Genomic DNA, 16,787 nt, shown 5'->3' with positions numbered 1-16,787 from the left:
TCAGCCCGCCTGCTCGGCCTTCTGCTTGGCGACCTCGGCGTGCACCTGGGCCATGTCGAGACCGCGCACGCCCTCGACGAGCTTGACCAGCTGCGCACGAGGGAGGGCGCCGGCCTGGTTGAAGACGAGCACGCCCTCGCGGAACGCCATCAGCGTCGGGATCGAGGTGATCCCGGCCTGACCGGCGAGCTCGGTCTCGGCGTCGGTGTCGACCTTCGCGAACGTGATGTCCGGGTTGGCCTCGGAGACCTCCTCGAACACCGGGCCGAAGGCGCGGCACGGCGGGCACCAGGTGGCCCAGAAGTCGACGAGCACGATGTCGTTCTTCTCGATCGTGTCGGCGAAGGTCTCGGTGGTGATGTCGACGGTGGCCACGTGTCTCCTCGGTCGGTGCGGGTGTCCACGGTGTTCAACGACCGCCGTGGGGGTGCTATTCCAGCGGTGAGACGCGGCTCACGGGGCCGATCGGCGCGTCACGCCGGCGGGCGGGCGCCGAAGACCGCGGACCCGACGCGCACCATGGTCGCGCCCGCGGCGACCGCGATCTCCAGGTCGTTGCTCATCCCCATCGACAGCTCGCGCGCGTCCTCGGTGCCCGGCGTGCCGGAGGCGAGGACCTCCTCCCGCACCGCCGCCAGCCGGTCGTAGGACGCCCGCACGACGCCGGGGTCGGGGTCGTTGGCGCCGATCGTCATGAAGCCGCGCAGCCGCAGGTGCGGCAGCGCCGCGACCTCCCCGGCCAGGTCCGCGGCCGCGTCGGGCGCGACCCCCGACTTCGTCGGCTCGTCGGAGGTGTTCACCTGCACCATGACGTCGAGCGGCCCGGCCTCGGTCTCGCCCGCCTGGCGGCCCCGTGCGGCGTCGAGGCGGCGCGCGAGCGACGGCGCGTGGACGCTCTGCACGCAGCTCGCCCAGCGCAGCACCTGGTTGACCTTGTTGGACTGCAGGTGGCCGATGAAGTGGGTGCTGTGCGGCAGGTCGGCGAGGTCGGGCTCGACGGCGACGAGCTCCTGCGCGCGGTTCTGGCCGAGCAGGGTCGCGCCGGCCTCGATCGCCTGCCGCACGCGGGCCGCGGGCACGGTCTTGATCGCGAGCAGCAGCGCCACCTCGCCGGGGTCGCGGCCCGCCGCGACGGCGGCGTCGGACACCCGCTGCCGCACCCTGCTCAACGCCTCGCGCACGTCCTCGCCCACGCTCGCGAGACTAGCGGCCGGCGCGGGTGCGGGCGTGCCGCGGGTCAGGCGGTGGTGACCTCGACGGTCAGGTCGAGCTCGCGCCCGAAGTAGTCGCTGACGAGCAGCACCCACGTGCCCTCGGCGAGGCCGTCCTCGAGCAGCGGGTCGCGCTCGTCCTGCGAGCGGTCGTCCTGGATCAGCTGCCGCTCGTCGGGGCCGAACGCGACCAGCAGCGGGTCGGGGTCGCTGCTGCCGTCGACGCCGGTCCCGGTCACGTCGATGCGGTAGTCGCCCGCGGTCTCGACCTCGAGCACGGCGGCCCAGACGCCGTCCGACGGCGCCGTGCCGTCGACCGGGGTTCCCAGCTCGAGCGTGGTCGTCACGCGTGCGGCGGCGAGGTCGAACGCCGTCGCCACGCCGCTGCGGTCGGTGATCGAGACGTCGTAGCTGCCCGCGTCCAGGGTCGCGACGAGGAGCGGGTTGAGGGCGTTGCCGCCCAGCGCCGAGAGCGCGCCGCCGCGGTCGTCGTTGCCGGCGACCTGCTGGCCGCCGGCATCCGAGACCGTGATCCACAGGTCCGCGAGGTCGTCGCCGGCGCGCGCGTCCAGCAGGAGCGTGGTCGTGGCGTCGAGGTCCAGGCTGCCGACCCACGCGCCACCGGCGGGGAGGTCGGCCGTGGTCGTGCCGTCGATGGCGACGTCGCCGGTCACCGTCTCGCCGTCGGTCGGCGCGGCGGTGCTCGACGTCGTCGGGCCGGTCGTCGGTGTCCCGCCCGGGCTGCCGAAGGCCCACCACCCCAGCGCGGCGACGAGCCCGACGACCAGCACGCTCGCGGCCACCATCGCCCAGCGTCCGGCGCTCGAGCGCGACCCCGCGCCGCTGAACTCCAGGGTCTCGCCCGGGGCGCCGGTGGGCGCGGCGGCGGGCCAGCCGCCGGCGGGCGCGCCCCTGCCCGGGCCGGCCATCGGAGCGTGGTGCGAGCCCGTGCGCGCCGAGGCGAGGTAGGGGTAGTCGGTGGTCGCGGTGGCGGCGCCGTGGATCTCGGCCTTCTCGGGAGCGAGCGGCGTGTAGTACTCGGTCCATCCGTCGCCGTCCCAGTACCGCTGGCGGTTCTCGCCGTCGGGGTCCGGGTACCAGCCGGCTGGTCTGTCGCTCACCCGGCCATGGTAGGTGCCGGGCGGGTCGCCGCCGCCGGGCCGACCGGGGGAGAGGTCCCCGAGATCATCCTGCGGACGGACCCGCCGGAGCGTGCCGCGCCGCTAGTGTCGGCGCAACCGAGGGGCGAGGAGCGGCATGGCGGACGGCGACTGGGCGGTCGTGACGCGCGACCTGCGCAAGACCTATCGGGGACGACCGGCCGTCGACGGCCTGGACCTACGGGTGCCCGCCCGCGGCGTGCACGGCTTCCTGGGGCCGAACGGGTCCGGGAAGACGACGACGATCCGGATGCTGCTCGGGCTGGTCCGCGCGGACTCCGGCAGGATGCGCATCTTCGGGAGGTCGGTGCCGCGCTCGCTGCCGGAGGTCGTCGACCGGGTCGGGGCGATCGTCGAGTCCCCGAAGTTCCTGCCGTCGTTCAGCGGCCGCCGCAACCTCGACCTGCTCGCCCAGGCGATCGACGCGCCGCGCGGCAGCGTCGACGACGTGCTCGAGCGCACCGCGATGCGGGAGCGGGCGGGCGAGCCGTATCGCGGCTACTCGCTCGGCATGAAGCAGCGGCTGGCGATCGCCGCGACGCTGCTGAAGAACCCGGACCTGCTGATCTTCGACGAACCGAGCATGTCCAAGGCGGGTTGGGCTTGTTCCTTGATTCTACGGGGTTCTCGGTCTAGAAGTAAGCCTCGGAGCCGGTGTGCCTCGACCCCGGTAGCGGTGCGTCGTACATCTTCCCTGCCACGGAGGACCGTGGCGCGCCGGACGACACAGAACAGGAGTGTGCGATGACGCTCACCGACCAGCAGGCCGTAACGGGGTCTGCATCGCCAGACCTTAGCATCACGATCCGCGACTGCAACAGCATCGAGGAAGGGGTCATCACCCTGCGGGAAGGATCGCTCAACATCAAGTACGGGCCCAACGGCATCGGCAAGAGCACCATCGCTCGCGCGCTCACGCTGCGCACGGAAGGCGATGGAAGCCTTGACGAGCTCACCCCCTTCAAGTACAAGACGGTGAAGGACGGCCCCAGGCCCGCGGTCGAGGGCGCGGACAGCATTCAGAGCGTCATGACATTCAACGACGACTACGTTTCACAGTTCGTCTTTCAGCGTGACGAGGTGCTGAAGAACAGCTTCGAGATCTTCATCAACACGGAGGAGTTCCGAGAGGGACTCGTGCAGATCGAGTCTAAGTTCGAGGCGTTGAAGCAGACTTTTGCGGATGAGCCAGAGTTCAGCGAAGCTATCGCAGGATTCACGGAGCTCCGCGATGCGTTCAACGTCACCAAGACTGGCGCAATCGCGAAGACCAGCAAAGGGTTCAAGGGACTCAGCGTTGGGGGGAAGCTCGCGCATATCCCCGAACAGTTGCAGCGCTATGAAGGATTCCTACACAGTGACGACCCGGCTGGTTGGATCACCTGGCAAGCGAAGGGTAAAGCGTACCTGGAGCTTTCAGACAACTGCCCCTTCTGCTCGACTCCTAGCGTAGACAAGGTGACTGCTGCGAAGGTCTCGGAGGAGTATGACTCCGCTGCCGTCCGAAACATGAGCCAACTCCGAAACGTCATCGATCGGCTGGGGCGGTACATCGCCGAGCGTGATCTCGAGACCCTTGAGGAGCTGACTACTTCGATCACGGGGCTCGCTCCTGAACAGGAGTCTTTCGTCGTCACTCTTCGCAGTCAGATTGAGACATTGCTGACCAAACTCTCGGCTGTCAAGAGTCTTTCGTTCCATGCCCTCAAAGACGAAGAGAATATCGCCGAAATACTCAACGGCCTAAAAATCGAGCTCAAGTATCTTCCGGCGCTGAGCTCCGAAGCAACGCGGTCCGTCGTGCGACTCATCAACGGGAAGTTGGACGACGTAGCATCTCAGATCAATGACATTCGGCGGCGCATCGGTGAGCAGAAGTCACGTGTAGGAAAGCTGATTCGGGTAAACCAGAACGCGATCAACACATTCCTGAAATCAGCAGGTTATCGGTACACAGTTCGGATCGAGCCCAGCGACGACACATACCGGATGCTTCTCGAACACCAAGATGCTCCAGGTCATTTGGAGACCGCAGCTACCCATCTCAGTTACGGCGAGAAGAACGCTTTCGCGATGGTTCTATTCATGCACGATGTTCAGCATAAGCAGCCCGGATTGGTCGTTCTGGACGATCCCGTCTCCAGCTTCGACAAGACAAAGAAGTTTGCGATCCTGCATCAGCTCTTCCATGGGAAGAACAGCCTCCGAGGGATCACATCCCTCCTCCTCACTCACGATATTGAGCCTGCCGTGGACATCGTGCGGACCACTGGTCAGTTCGTCGCTACGAAGCCTGTGGTTCACTTTCTGAGCGGGCGTTCGGGCGTCTTGTCGGAGAAAGTCATTCGACCGGCCGACATTCAGACCTTCTCACAGGTATGCGACGACAACATCCGATCCGCCACGGATCAGGTCGTTCAGTGCATCTACTTACGCCGGCGTTTCGAGGTGCACGGGGCACGCGGCGAAGCATATGAGTTGTTGTCGAGTGCGCTTCATGCTCGCGACCTACCGACCCGAAAGCTCGACACTGGAGAGCAGGTGCCGCTCCGTGCTGAAGAGGTCGAGGAGGCGCTGAAACAAGTCAAGGAGCATATTGCAGACTTTGATTATGACCAGTTGGTTGCCGATCTAAAGGAGACTGGCGCTCTCCGCGCTCGTTTCGATGCGACGACCATCGGATATGAAAAGGTGCAACTCTTCAGAATCATGCTTACATTGAGTCCGGACTCGTTGGGTGGAGACGACGTCTTCACGAAGTTCGTGAACGAGACCTACCACATTGAGAACGAGTATGTGATGCAACTCAACCCTCGCGAGTTCGATGCGGTGCCAGAGTTCGTCATCGCAGCGTGCGCTGAGCTGGTCGCAGGGTCAGAGGCGGCGTAAGCAACGTATGGCGCATCTGCTGGGGGCCGAAGCCCTGCACTTGGAATATCCGACCCGCGTCGTGTTCGACTCGGTGACGATCGGCGTGAACGAGGGCGATCGTATCGGGATCGTTGGTCGCAACGGCGACGGAAAGTCCAGTCTGCTCGGGATGCTGTCAGGTCGCATCGAACCCGACTCGGGCCGCGTTACCCGACGCGGCGGGGTGACGATGGGCGTGCTGGATCAGGCCGACACACTAGATGACTCGGCAACGGTCGGACACGCTATCGTCGGCGATCGGCCGGAGCACGAGTGGGCCAGCGACGCGAAGGTGCGTGACGTGATCGCTGGCCTCGTGTCGGACCTGCCCTGGGATGCGCAGATCGGAACACTTTCCGGCGGCCAGCGCCGCCGGGTCGCCCTCGCGTCGCTACTGACTGGCGAATGGGATGTTGTTGCGCTTGACGAGCCGACGAACCACCTCGACGTGGAGGGCATCACCTGGCTTGCCGGGCATCTACGCTCGCGGTGGGCAAGGAACGCGGGCGGTCTGTTGATCGTGACTCACGACCGCTGGTTCCTCGATGAGGTCGCCACCGTGACATGGGAGGTGCACGATCGAATTGTGGAGCCGTTTGAAGGCGGGTATGCCGCCTATGTGCTCCAGCGGGTCGAGCGTGATCGGCAGGCCGCGGCGGTCGAGGCCAAGAGGCAAAACCTGATGAAGAAGGAACTGGCTTGGTTGCGTCGTGGGGCGCCGGCACGCACGTCCAAGCCGAAGTTCCGCATCGAGGCGGCGAACCAGCTCATTGAGGATGTGCCGCCGCTTCGCGACCGGATCGAGCTGAACCGGCTTGCCGTTGCCCGGCTCGGCAAGGACGTGATCGACTTGCTTGACGCGGGTGTCTCGTTCGATGGTCGCGAGGTGCTACGCGACATCGAGTGGCGCATCGCACCCGGTGAGCGGGCGGCGATCCTTGGGGCTAATGGTGCGGGAAAGTCCACGCTGCTGGGTCTTATTGCGGGAACGGTCGAGGCTACGACAGGGCGGGTCAAGCGAGGCAAGACCGTCAAGCTTGGTGTGCTCGATCAGCAGTTCCAAGAGCTCGAGGAGATCGCAGACGACCGGGTGAGGGATGTCCTTGCCCGAGCTAAGACGAGCTACGTCATCGACGGCAAAGAACTCAGCCCCGCACAGCTCCTCGAACGTCTCGGCTTCTCGCGTGAGCACCTATCAGCTCGTGTCGGGGAGCTGTCCGGTGGGCAGAAGAGGCGGCTGCAACTGCTTCTCGTGCTGCTCTCGGAACCTAACCTGATCGTTCTAGACGAGCCTTCGAATGACGTGGATACGGACATGCTCGCCGCAATGGAGGACCTGTTCGACTCCTGGCCTGGCACGCTCATCGTCGTCAGCCATGACCGCTACCTTGTGGAGCGAATTACGGATCAGCAGTACGCGATTCTCGACGGCCGGCTGCGTCATCTTCCGGGAGGGATGGACGAGTATCTGCGACTGCGTGAGATGCAGTCCAGCTCGCCGTCCGTTGCCGTGGCTCCTGCCGTGTCCGACGCATCGGAGCAGGTGCTATCGGGTGCGGAGGAACGCGCCATGCGCAAGGAACTCAGCGCTACTGAGCGCAAGCTGGAACGGTTGGGTGAGCGGGTCGTGAGCATCCACGAGCGCATGGCTAAGCACGATCAGGGTGATTATGCAGGCCTAGGCCAGCTGAATGATGAGTTGCGTGAGGCACAGGAAGAAACCGCGGTGCTGGAGGAACGATGGTTCGAGCTTACTGAACGCCTCGGCTGAGCGATGTGAGCTGGGTACCCGAGTGGGTTCCACATCTCAATCGGCGCTCTCTCCGATCACGTCGCGGGTTTGAGCATCGTCGCTTGGGTGGGCCTTCCCAAGCGATTCTCAAACAAGCGCCCGGCGCTGAGACCGTTGATTTCCTGTGTGCTCAGGGGTTCCGAGCGGCGCGTACCGAGGGGACGAAGCCCTAAGAGGCACGATTCGCGAGGCGCGGTCGCGAAAAATCCGGCGAAGTCTCAAACACGATTGATCATCGAGCAGCGCATGGAACTGGTCGCGGACTATGAGGCTGGGATGCCCGTCCGAACCATCGCCGTGAAGTACGGCGTGCATCGCGGAACGATTCCGGCCTTCGTTCTACGGTCTGGTGGAGAGTTGCGGTCAACAGGACTGAACAACGAGCGCCGTGCGAGCGCGGCCATCCTTTACCGCGACGGGCTCCCCTGAACCCACGATAAGAGCAGGCTCTAATCTGCTTGCCGGATTTAGCAAAAGTGGCGAAAAGATCGCCAACAAGGCCCGAAAGTCCAGCCATCGCCATTAGTGACCCACAAAGTGCACTTCTCCACCCGGGTTGCGGATGCAACCACTCACCTTGGCGACCCAGGTCCTCATCTCCGAGTGAACCATTTTCAGCAAGCAACAGGCTGTGTTTAGCTGGGTGCGATGAGTCGCACAGTGAAGATTCCGCGAAATGCGCGTCGAGCGCCGCTCCGCCGTGCACTGCAGAGGTCACTCGTGGGCCAGTTCTGCGGCGCACTTCTCATCATTGGGATGATGCTCATCGCGGTCCCACCAGACGGCCCGAGCGGAGCCGGGGTGCTCATTTTCCCCGCAATGGTGCTGATCTACGTGACGGTTGGACTCGTCGCGTGGGACCGACGGCCCTCGAGCCTGATGGGCCCCCTTCTCCTGGGCGCTGCCGCAGCCCTGGTACTCGCGAGCCTCGGAAACTCCGCGAACGCCACCATCGCGACGGTCGGTGCGATCTGTGCCACCTTGCCATTAGCGACTCTGATCCATCTGCTTCTGGCGTTCCCCACCGGGAGACTATCCTCGAGGGCCGAACGCGCTGTAGTGCTCACCGGATACCTCACCTCGACAATCCTTCAGATCCCGGTCGTGATCTGGGGTCCGGGCGGCGGGTTCGGGGTCGCTCCGAACCGGGAGTGGGCCGAGCTCGGAGAGCTTGTGCAGTCGATCGTCGGCGCAGTCGCCTTTGCCGCAACGGTCGTTGTGCTCACCGCGCGGATCCGCCGTGCGTCAAGTTCCGAACGTCGCGTGCTCGCCCCGCTCTTTGTTTTCGGCGTCGCCTCGATCGCAACTCTCCTCATCGGCGCGGAGGTTCTTCCGTCAGTTTTCGGCTGGACGCAGGCAGCAGTCGGGTATCTGCAGCTCTCTGTACTCGCGCTCGTTCCGGTCGCGATCGCTCTCGCCGCGCTCCGGGGTGGAATCGCCCGCGCTTCCGAACTTGAGGAACTCGGCGTTTGGCTCACCCACCTCTCGACCGAACGAGAGACTCTCGCAGCAGTCCTTTCGGAAGCACTGGGTGACCCCTCACTTGAGTTGTGGTTCTGGGATCCGCACACACAACACTACGTAGACTCGGCTGGCCAACCCGTCGAGCCCCAAACCGCGCACCCGCAACGATCCCTGATACCTGTGGATCTCGATGAAGAACCGGTCGGAGCCCTGGTGTACCAACGCTCGCTCATTTCGGATCCCGAATCGGTGCGAATGGCAAGTCGCATGTTAGGGATCGTGCTGGATCGCGAGCGGCTCACGGTTCTTCTTCGAGCGAGTCGGGTCGACCTGCAGCGATCCAGAGAACGTCTCGTAGGAGTTGCCGACACCGAACGGAGGCGGATCGCTCAGAACCTGCATGACGGTTTACAGGCCGAGCTCGTGCTCCTCGGAATCGAGGCTCAGCAGTTGGCGCACGCGGCGGCAGACCAACATCATATTCAAGAGCGGGCACAAGAACTTCGTCGAAGTATCGACCGTTCGGCAGCCGGCCTCCGCGCTCTGGTGCACGACGTTATGCCACCTTCGCTCATGCAGCGCGGTCTCCTCGCTGCTGCGGAAGATCTCGTCGATCGCATGCCGATTCCAATCAAGGTTGAACTCCAGGTCCAGGACCGAGCGTTTCCGTCCGCGGTCGAGAGCACTCTGTATTTCGTGCTCGCAGAAGCCATCACCAATGTCGTCAAGCATGCTGAGGCAAAGGAGGGTGCGGTGAGCGTTGCCCATCGCGGCTCGATTGTGACGCTCGAGATTACGGATGATGGAAAAGGGGGTGCCGCACTCGGCGCCGGCTCAGGTTTGACCGGCATGGCAGAGCGCATTGACGTGCTCGGCGGCGTACTCACGATCGATAGCCTCCGAGGAATTGGCACCCGCATTCGAGCGGAGGTACCACTTGCGTGACGCAGAACCGCTGCGGGTAATGATCGCTGAAGACGAGGTGCTGCTTCGTCACGGACTCTCACTCATGCTGCGTGGCGCTGGGATGGAAATCCTCGCTACAGTAGCCGATTTCGATGCGCTCATGTCCGCCGTCGACCGCACCCCACCGGACATCGTCATTACCGATATCCGGATGCCTCCCACGTTCTCGGACGAGGGTCTCGTCGCCGCAACCTCGATCCGCTCTGCCTACCCTCAGACCGCGGTCATGGTGCTCTCGCAACATGTGCAACGCCGATACGCTCTGGAGCTTCTCGGCATCGACCCGTCGGAGACACCCCCGACCTCCGCCAGGGCTCCCGGCCGCGTGGGATACCTTCTCAAGCAGCGAATCGCCGATGTAGACGCCTTCATCAGCGACCTCCGGGCGGTCGCGTCAGGCGGCACCGCCATCGACCCCGAAGTGATTGCGATCATGGTCACTCGAGCTGCTCGAGCGGACACGGCCGTTGCGCAGTTGACCCCTCGCCAACTCGAAGTGCTCGCACTGCTCGCGCAGGGCCGTAGCAATGCAGCCATCGCCGCAGCAATATTCATCACAGAAAAGGCCGTCGTTCAGCATGTCTCCCGGATTTATACCACTCTCGGGCTGCCTCCTGCCGCCGACGCGCATCGACGCGTGCAGGCGGTACTCCGCTATCTCAGTTTGGGAACCGGGAGTGTTTCTCCAAACGAATGACCCGATTGACGACCTACGTCTCTCGTGCCCGGGTGATCATGCTGACACACTCGAGAACATGATGAATAGACGTGCAGCCGTTACGGGCCTCTCTCTTGCGCTTGCCGGGATCGTTCTCCTGACGGCATGCACCGGAAGCGGCTCCTCCCGCAGCTCAGGAGTGATGCTTGGAGCGGTACCGAACCAAGACGTGATTGCTCTTCCGGAAGACGAGTCGATAGACACCGCCGTCGCAGCAGCTCTCGAACGGCTTCCCGACCTCATTGAAGAGACGATAGAAAGCACCCAGGTGCCAGGCATGGCCGTCTCGGTCGTGCACGGCGACGAGATTGTCTTCGCCGAAGGATACGGCACTCGAGAGGTGGGGGCGGATCTCGCGGTAACCCCTGACACCGTGTTCCAGATCGCTTCGCTTTCCAAACCCCTGTCGGCAACCGGAGTAGCAGCAGCGATCGGGCAGTCAGGGGGTTCACTTGACTGGAACACCCCGATCACGAAACTGCTGCCCGACTTCGAATTCTCGGATCCGTTCGTCACGCAGCGGGCAACCGTCGGTGATGCGTTCAGCCATCGCACGGGACTGCGCACCGGCGCCGGCGACGATCTCGAGGATCTCGGTTACGAGCAGACCGAGATCCTCGATCGATTGAGGATGCAGCCGCTCGACGAGTTCCGGAGTACCTACCATTACTCGAACTTCGGGTTAACGCTCGGAGCAGTAGCGGTGGCCGCGTCTCGCGATCAACAGTGGGAGGAACTCATGAACGAGCTCGTCTTCTCCCCCATTGGAATGGACTCGACATCGACGGAACACGCCGCATATCTCGCAAGCGAGAACCGAGCCGTGCTGCACGCCCTGATCGACGGACAGTTCACCCCTCGCTTTGATCGCAATCCCGATCCGCAGGCACCGGCAGGTGGAGTCTCCTCCACCGTCGAAGATCTGGCCCAATGGATGATCGTGCTGCTCAACGAAGGCCGTGCGCCCGGGGAGGATGCTTCCGAGATCATCGACACCGCAGCACTTCGCGAGGCTATGGTCGCGCAAGTTGTGTCAGGAGGCGGCGAAGATCTGGCGAACCGTCCCTCACACTATGGCCACGGATTCGGCGCGTCCCCTTTGGTCTCCGGGCGGATGTCCTATTCACACTCGGGCGCATTCGTCCTCGGGTCCGGAACCGCATTCCAAATCGTTCCGGAACTCGACCTGGGAATGGTTGTGCTGACGAACGGTGCGCCGGTCGGAGCTGCAGAATCGGTCATTGCTCAGTTCTTCGATCTGGTGCAGTTCGGCACGATCACGCGAGATTGGACCAGCGACTTCGGTGTCTTTCTGGGGCAGCAGCTCGCGCCGGTCGGCGACCTCGTGGGCCAGGAACCGCCGACTGACGCGGCTCTTCCTCCAGACATGCGCTCGCTACTGGGGCGATACGAGAACCCCTACTTCGGCGAACTGATGCTCGAAGAACGCGCCGATGGTCTTGTAGCCCGACTTGGCCCGGACGGGATGGCCGAGCTCACGCTGCTTCCCTGGGACGATACTCGGCTCGCCTATGCTCCGCGCGGCGAGAATGCGCCCGAGGGATCTCTTGCCAGCGCCCTCATCAGTCGAAGCGCCTCAGGGATTGAACTCACCCTGGAGTCCTTCGATGCTCAGGGTCTCGGCACATGGGCACAATCGCGATAGGTACGGTCGGAAGGTGCGAATTGCCATTTCCGGAACCCATGCCAGCGGAAAAACCCGACTCATCGACGACTACTGCGCCCTTCGGCCGGACACCTTGAAGCTTGGCGACCCGTTCGAGTTTCTCGAGACCGCGTCCGACCCGCCAGGTCCTTCAGAGTACCTCGCTCAACTGCAAATCGCCGAGCGCAGGCTGCACGGGCTATCTCCGGATACCGATTGGATCATCGAACGCACCCCCCTCGATTTCCTTGCGTATCTCGACGCCCTGGAAGCTCTCGGTCGCACTCCCACATCTCCGGGTCCGCCGTCTCCGGAGGCATACCTTTCCACGATCCGATCGCAGGTCGACTTTCTCGTGCTACTTCCCCTCGAGTATCGCGACGATGTTGTGGTTGCAGCAGATGAAGACCCAGAGCTGCGGATCGCGATGAACGACGCGCTATTTACACTGGTCGACTCCTTCTCGCTCGCTAATACTGATCGTGTCGTCGAGATCACCGGTCCGCCTGAGACTCGTCTGGCACGACTCCTTGCCGAGGTTGAGGGGCGTCGCGGGGAGGCCCCCGCGTTCGCACCCGAGGTGGGGAACGTCACACCTGTCCAGACCGCAGAGGACCGCTTCAGCGAACAGCGCCTGCAGGGCAGTTAGCATAAGCTTCGCTGCGAATGAGCACAACGCATATTCTGATGTCGATACTGGGGCACGACGGGGAGCAGCCGCGCACCAGGTGCTGGATGATAGTCTCAAACGTTTCGACTTCAGCGAAGCGATCGCATTCGCGAAATCTGTAGACATCCTTATGTCTAGTCAGCGCTCCCGGCGCTACCTCCATTGGGCACACGTTGCAGGAGGTCGCCGACCGTCTCGGCATCGACCCGAAGACCGTACGCAACGCCGTAGTTGCTGAAGGCGTAACCCTTCGTCCCCGAGGAAGAAGACCAACAACCTGAGACCAAGGGCAACAGGTTTGGATGCTGGGCTCGACACGCCGAAAGTCACAGTGACCGATTTCTGCGCAGTTCTAAAGCCCCAGTGCTAGGATTGAGGCGTCACCTAGCGTCAGGAGCGTCGATGAACGAGTTGCCCGAACCTTCTCCGTGGTTCAACCGTCACTTCGGAGAGCACAGTCAGAGTGTGATGCTTGCGCTCGCTAAGGCCGGTCGTGCAGCTCACGAGCGCTCCCTCGACGCCAAGACCGGAAGCCAACTGGCCTCGAACGAGGCATACGGCTCGTTTTGGGTGATCTTGCCTGAGGAGGTATCGGCTCACCTTGCGTTCCTGCCTGGGCGCGAGGTGATCCGGCCGACAGGCAGCCGTTACGACCTGGTGGTTTTCGATGGCACCTTGATCTTTCCGGCCAAGTGTGGACGTGGATCGTCCGGCGCTGACCGAATTAGGCTAGGCCGCTCGGATTTCCGTCGCCGAGTTTTCTCCCTTGAAGACGACGCTAGCCGCAACATGCAGGAACAGTTGGAGTTCGAACTAGAACTAGGTGGCGACCTAGACGCCTCTGTCAAGGATGGTTCCTTCGGCTCCGCTACGCGGGCCTCCCTCGTTGCCTACGACGTGTCCGCTCGTGGCGGGCTCCAGCACGTCTATGTCGGCGAGGCGACTCTTGAATCATCCGGGCTCGTCACCTGGCACTATCGCGAGGAGTTGATGCTGCACCTGCTCGATGGAGAAGGAGTTGCCCTGGTTGGCCTTGGCGAGCCTTCCTCGGCACGATTCGATGACGCACCTCTCCCTGAGAGTGACCTAACGCTTCTGAAGCCGGGCGAACTGCCGAGTACCAACGTGGAGACCGAGGGCGTCCCTGACACGGGAACTGGGGGTGCATCAGATGATCTCCCGTGATTCGAGCAGACCGGTCGCGCCCCCCACTGATCTCGACATCGCAAAGACCTTCGATGGTGACCGTCTGCGGCAAGCTCGACAACTCGCGTTGCGCACGAAGCAGAGTCTCGCAGAACCACTTGGCGTATCGGCAGCCGCTATTGGGCAATATGAATCCGGCGCCACGCCACCCCGCGCGGAACTCATCCCGCTTCTAGCCCGAGAACTTGACGTTCCGCGAGAGTTCTTCGCCGCGGGTCGGCCGCTCGCTCGGCTTGAGACAGCCGATGCCTTCTTCCGGAGCCTTCGAGCCACGACGGCGAAACAGCGCGCCAAGGCAGTGTCCTATACGGAGCAACTGTGGGAGTTGGTTCATGCAGTCGAGAAGCACGTCCGCTTGCCACCCGTGAACCTGCCCGGTTTCGTTGGCGGTGAGGTAGAACCTGGTGTATTCCCAAACGACCCAATAGCGGCCGCGCGGGCACTACGCAAGGCATGGAGGCTAGGCGCGGAACCGATCCCGCATCTCGTGCGCACCATCGAGAATCAGGGCATCGTCGCAGTCTTGGTTCCCTTCGCTGAAGACGAAGTTGCCCGCATCGACGCGTTCTCCACGCTTTCGCTGTCGCGACCGATCATTGTCCTGTCACCTGACCGTGCGAACGATATCTACCGACACCGCTTCACCGCTGCACACGAACTCGGACACCTCGTCATGCATGGCGAACTCGCCGGCGGTGACCCCGCATTGGAACGAGAAGCGGACCGATTCGCCGCCGAGTTCCTGACACCAAGTTTGGTGATCCAAGACCTACTCCCTCGGCGGATCGACTTTCGAAAGCTGAACCAGCTGAGCGAACAATGGGGGGTATCCATCAAGTCCCTCATCTACAGGAGCAGAGAGGTCGGCCTGCTATCCGACGCCACCGCTCGGCGCGCATACATTCAGCTGAACCAGCTCTCAGAGCAAGGTGTGATCGCAACCCAGCCCGTTTACCAGTTTCCCGGTGAGGTTCCTTCGCTCCTTCGCCGCGCCGTCGAGATGGCCGAAGCAAACGGCGTCACCATCGCATCCTTGGCTCAGGAACTCGCCTGGAAACCAGCCCAAGTCCGCCGCATGCTCGGCGACGCAGACGAGCGGCCAACTCTAAGACTTGTTTGATTCAGCTCATCGACCCAGGACCGTCGATCTATCTACATCTTTCCGCAGCCCTACCCAGTTCCAGATTAAAGAGGAAACAATGAGTTACCGCAATAAAACCTATGTCGCTTTCGCCAGCGAGGACATCGGCAAGTACCGTCTGATGGAAGCATGGAAAGCAAATCCCAACTTCGACTTCAATTTCTATGATGCTCACACCCTCTACGTTTCGCGCGATACGAGCCAGCCTGAAACGATCAAGCGTAATCTGCGCGAACGAATGAAGAACGCCAAACAGGTGGTTCTTCTCGGCAGTGGTGACGCTAGACGAAAAGGCGGAGACGGTGTCTCATTTCTCGCACATGAGATTAAGGTGACGATGGAGTTCAATCTTCCGGTGGTCATCGCGAATCTTGACAGTGGTCGTACCGTCAACAGGAACTTCATACCGGCACCACTATTGAACGCAAACTATTACACGGTGTCAGTGTCGTTCCAGCCTAAGATCATCAAGCATGCGCTTGACGACTACGCAGTCCAGTTTGGAACCAGCAATAATTCGGGACCGCACCAGTATCCGTCCGGAACTTACGCGACGCTCGGCCTATAGATGAGAGACCTTGCACACGATCTGCGCACGTGGCGCTTCTGGCGTTGGTTCCTCATCCAAACGTTCTCCGCAGTCGGAGTTCTTGCGGTTCTGCTCGAACTAACCAACTTCATCTTCGGGAGTCTTCCGATCGAGGGGTGGCCGCTCGCCATCATCATTGCTTTCGTTTCGATCGGGTACGGACTTGTCCGTGCTTGGCCGCGCCCCATCCGGCAGGACTACAACTCACCGAACACGATGATTGAGATTGTGAAGGGCGATTTGTTCGCGCAGGACAGCAACATCGTGGTGGGTACCTGCGACACGTTCGATACGTCCGTTCCTAACATTATCGCGAAGAACAGCGTTCAAGGTCAGGCGCTCGAACGCCTCTACGGTGGCGATACGGATCAACTGGACCGCGAACTCGCCGCGGCGCTGCAGGGCAAGACGGTAACGGCGACGATCCAGAAGCACGGGAAGACTAAGAAGTACGGCGTTGGGGCCGTGGCCACGCTTCGAAACGGTTCTCACCGCCTCTACTTCTTGGCGTACAGCGAGATGAACGAGGCTAACGAAGCACAGAGCACGCCGGATGGTATCTGGCGAAGCCTTGCGTCGTTGTGGGAAGAGGTCTCGCGGACCGCGAACGGAACTGCGGTAGCTGTCCCCGTCATCGGCGGAGGACAGTCCCGGTTGTCACAGGTCATGCCGGCGCAAGACTCGATCCGCTTTATCGTGATGTCCTTCATGTTCGCGTCGCGAACGAAGAAGGTGTGCGATCAGCTGCGAATAGTGGTGCATCCGAGGGATTTCGATCGCCTGGACAGGCTCGAACTCCAAGCGTTCCTGTCATCGATGAGGCCGTCGTGAGTGAGTCAGCTATTCGGCTTCCTGACGCGCAGCCGTGCGCGTTCTGCGCCTACCTCAAAGGAAGTCGACCGTTCACCTTCGTGATAAGGAACACGTTGACAGCGGTTATGGTTACGCAGGAACAGCGTGGGAAACCGCACCTTCTCGTCATCCCTACCAGGCACAGAGAGACCATTCTCGACTTGACAGATGATGAGTGTGCGGCGCTGATGGTCGAGGTAAGGAACGCAGCGACGGCTATCGACGCCGCATACCAGCGTTCAGGTATCTCCGTCTGGCAGAACAACGGTGAGGCCGCAAGCCAGTCGATCAGGCACGTTCACTTCCACGTCGCAGGAACCCTGGACTCTGGCGGCACCGAATGGGGTCCCGTTGAAGAGCTCCCGCTCGCCAAGACAGAACTCATTGCCAAGCAAGTTCAAGCCCACTGGCCGTCTTCGTAGACGTCACGTTGACCGGACGA

Annotated in this window: 15 protein-coding genes and 1 pseudogene; 13 read left to right on the top strand and 3 right to left on the bottom strand. The window is 62.5% G+C overall.

The features are described 5' to 3' along the window. The 3 genes from trxA to GPA02_RS19210 all read right to left on the bottom strand — a co-directional run bounded on the left by trxA (position 1) and on the right by GPA02_RS19210 (position 2,332). Positions 1 to 375, bottom strand: coding sequence for a thioredoxin (gene trxA, locus GPA02_RS03875; protein WP_156198530.1), 375 nt, complete (start codon positions 373 to 375; stop codon positions 1 to 3). A gap of 98 nt (positions 376 to 473) precedes the next feature. Continuing rightward, positions 474 to 1,193 (bottom strand): YggS family pyridoxal phosphate-dependent enzyme, encoded by a 720-nt coding sequence (locus GPA02_RS19080; protein ID WP_204986488.1) that lies wholly within the window; start codon positions 1,191 to 1,193, stop codon positions 474 to 476. Between the two features lie 44 nt (positions 1,194 to 1,237). Next, positions 1,238 to 2,332, bottom strand: coding sequence for a DUF2510 domain-containing protein (locus GPA02_RS19210; protein WP_240133866.1), 1,095 nt, complete (start codon positions 2,330 to 2,332; stop codon positions 1,238 to 1,240). Between the two features lie 136 nt (positions 2,333 to 2,468). On the opposite strand from GPA02_RS19210, the pseudogene GPA02_RS03865 reads away from it, so the two are divergent. The 13 genes and pseudogenes from GPA02_RS03865 to GPA02_RS03810 form a co-directional block, all read left to right on the top strand. After that, positions 2,469 to 2,954: pseudogene (locus tag GPA02_RS03865) on the top strand (ABC transporter ATP-binding protein); the annotation flags it as partial. A gap of 161 nt (positions 2,955 to 3,115) precedes the next feature. Next, positions 3,116 to 5,260, top strand: a complete 2,145-nt coding sequence (locus GPA02_RS03860; protein ID WP_156198528.1) for an AAA family ATPase — start codon at positions 3,116 to 3,118, stop codon at positions 5,258 to 5,260. A gap of 7 nt (positions 5,261 to 5,267) precedes the next feature. Then, entirely contained in the window at positions 5,268 to 7,052 is a 1,785-nt protein-coding gene (locus GPA02_RS03855) for an ABC-F family ATP-binding cassette domain-containing protein (RefSeq protein ID WP_156198527.1), read from the top strand. Between the two features lie 267 nt (positions 7,053 to 7,319). Next, a complete protein-coding gene (locus tag GPA02_RS18790; RefSeq protein WP_162457695.1) occupies positions 7,320 to 7,502 on the top strand; it encodes a hypothetical protein in 183 nt (60 codons plus the stop codon). A 390-nt stretch (positions 7,503 to 7,892) separates the two neighbouring features. Further along, positions 7,893 to 9,482: a sensor histidine kinase gene (locus tag GPA02_RS03850; protein ID WP_162457694.1), complete on the top strand. Its 1,590-nt coding sequence runs from the start codon at positions 7,893 to 7,895 to the stop codon at positions 9,480 to 9,482. Between the two features lie 19 nt (positions 9,483 to 9,501). Continuing rightward, entirely contained in the window at positions 9,502 to 10,200 is a 699-nt protein-coding gene (locus GPA02_RS03845) for a response regulator (RefSeq protein ID WP_338027458.1), read from the top strand. Between the two features lie 58 nt (positions 10,201 to 10,258). Next, positions 10,259 to 11,887, top strand: coding sequence for a serine hydrolase domain-containing protein (locus tag GPA02_RS03840; RefSeq protein ID WP_162457693.1), 1,629 nt, complete (start codon positions 10,259 to 10,261; stop codon positions 11,885 to 11,887). Positions 11,888 to 11,900: 13 nt separating this feature from the next. After that, positions 11,901 to 12,536, top strand: coding sequence for a hypothetical protein (locus GPA02_RS03835; protein WP_156198524.1), 636 nt, complete (start codon positions 11,901 to 11,903; stop codon positions 12,534 to 12,536). A gap of 423 nt (positions 12,537 to 12,959) precedes the next feature. Beyond that, positions 12,960 to 13,742, top strand: a complete 783-nt coding sequence (locus tag GPA02_RS03830; protein WP_152485628.1) for a hypothetical protein — start codon at positions 12,960 to 12,962, stop codon at positions 13,740 to 13,742. Continuing rightward, positions 13,729 to 14,883: an XRE family transcriptional regulator gene (locus GPA02_RS03825; protein WP_240133878.1), complete on the top strand. Its 1,155-nt coding sequence runs from the start codon at positions 13,729 to 13,731 to the stop codon at positions 14,881 to 14,883. The genes GPA02_RS03830 and GPA02_RS03825 overlap by 14 nt, the downstream gene beginning before the upstream one ends. 79 nt (positions 14,884 to 14,962) lie before the next feature. Next, positions 14,963 to 15,472, top strand: coding sequence for a TIR domain-containing protein (locus GPA02_RS03820; protein ID WP_156198523.1), 510 nt, complete (start codon positions 14,963 to 14,965; stop codon positions 15,470 to 15,472). Next, a complete protein-coding gene (locus GPA02_RS03815) occupies positions 15,473 to 16,324 on the top strand; it encodes a macro domain-containing protein (RefSeq protein WP_156198522.1) in 852 nt (283 codons plus the stop codon). Further along, positions 16,228 to 16,767, top strand: a complete 540-nt coding sequence (locus tag GPA02_RS03810) for an HIT family protein (protein WP_338027456.1) — start codon at positions 16,228 to 16,230, stop codon at positions 16,765 to 16,767. The genes GPA02_RS03815 and GPA02_RS03810 overlap by 97 nt, the downstream gene beginning before the upstream one ends. Positions 16,768 to 16,787: the final 20 nt, after the last annotated feature.

This window comes from Actinotalea caeni (genome assembly GCF_009733795.1).
Classification (GTDB): Bacteria; Actinomycetota; Actinomycetes; order Actinomycetales; family Beutenbergiaceae; genus Pseudactinotalea; species Pseudactinotalea caeni.
Note: the sequence above shows the minus strand (reverse complement) of the source record. Positions and strands in the feature narration are given on the sequence as shown.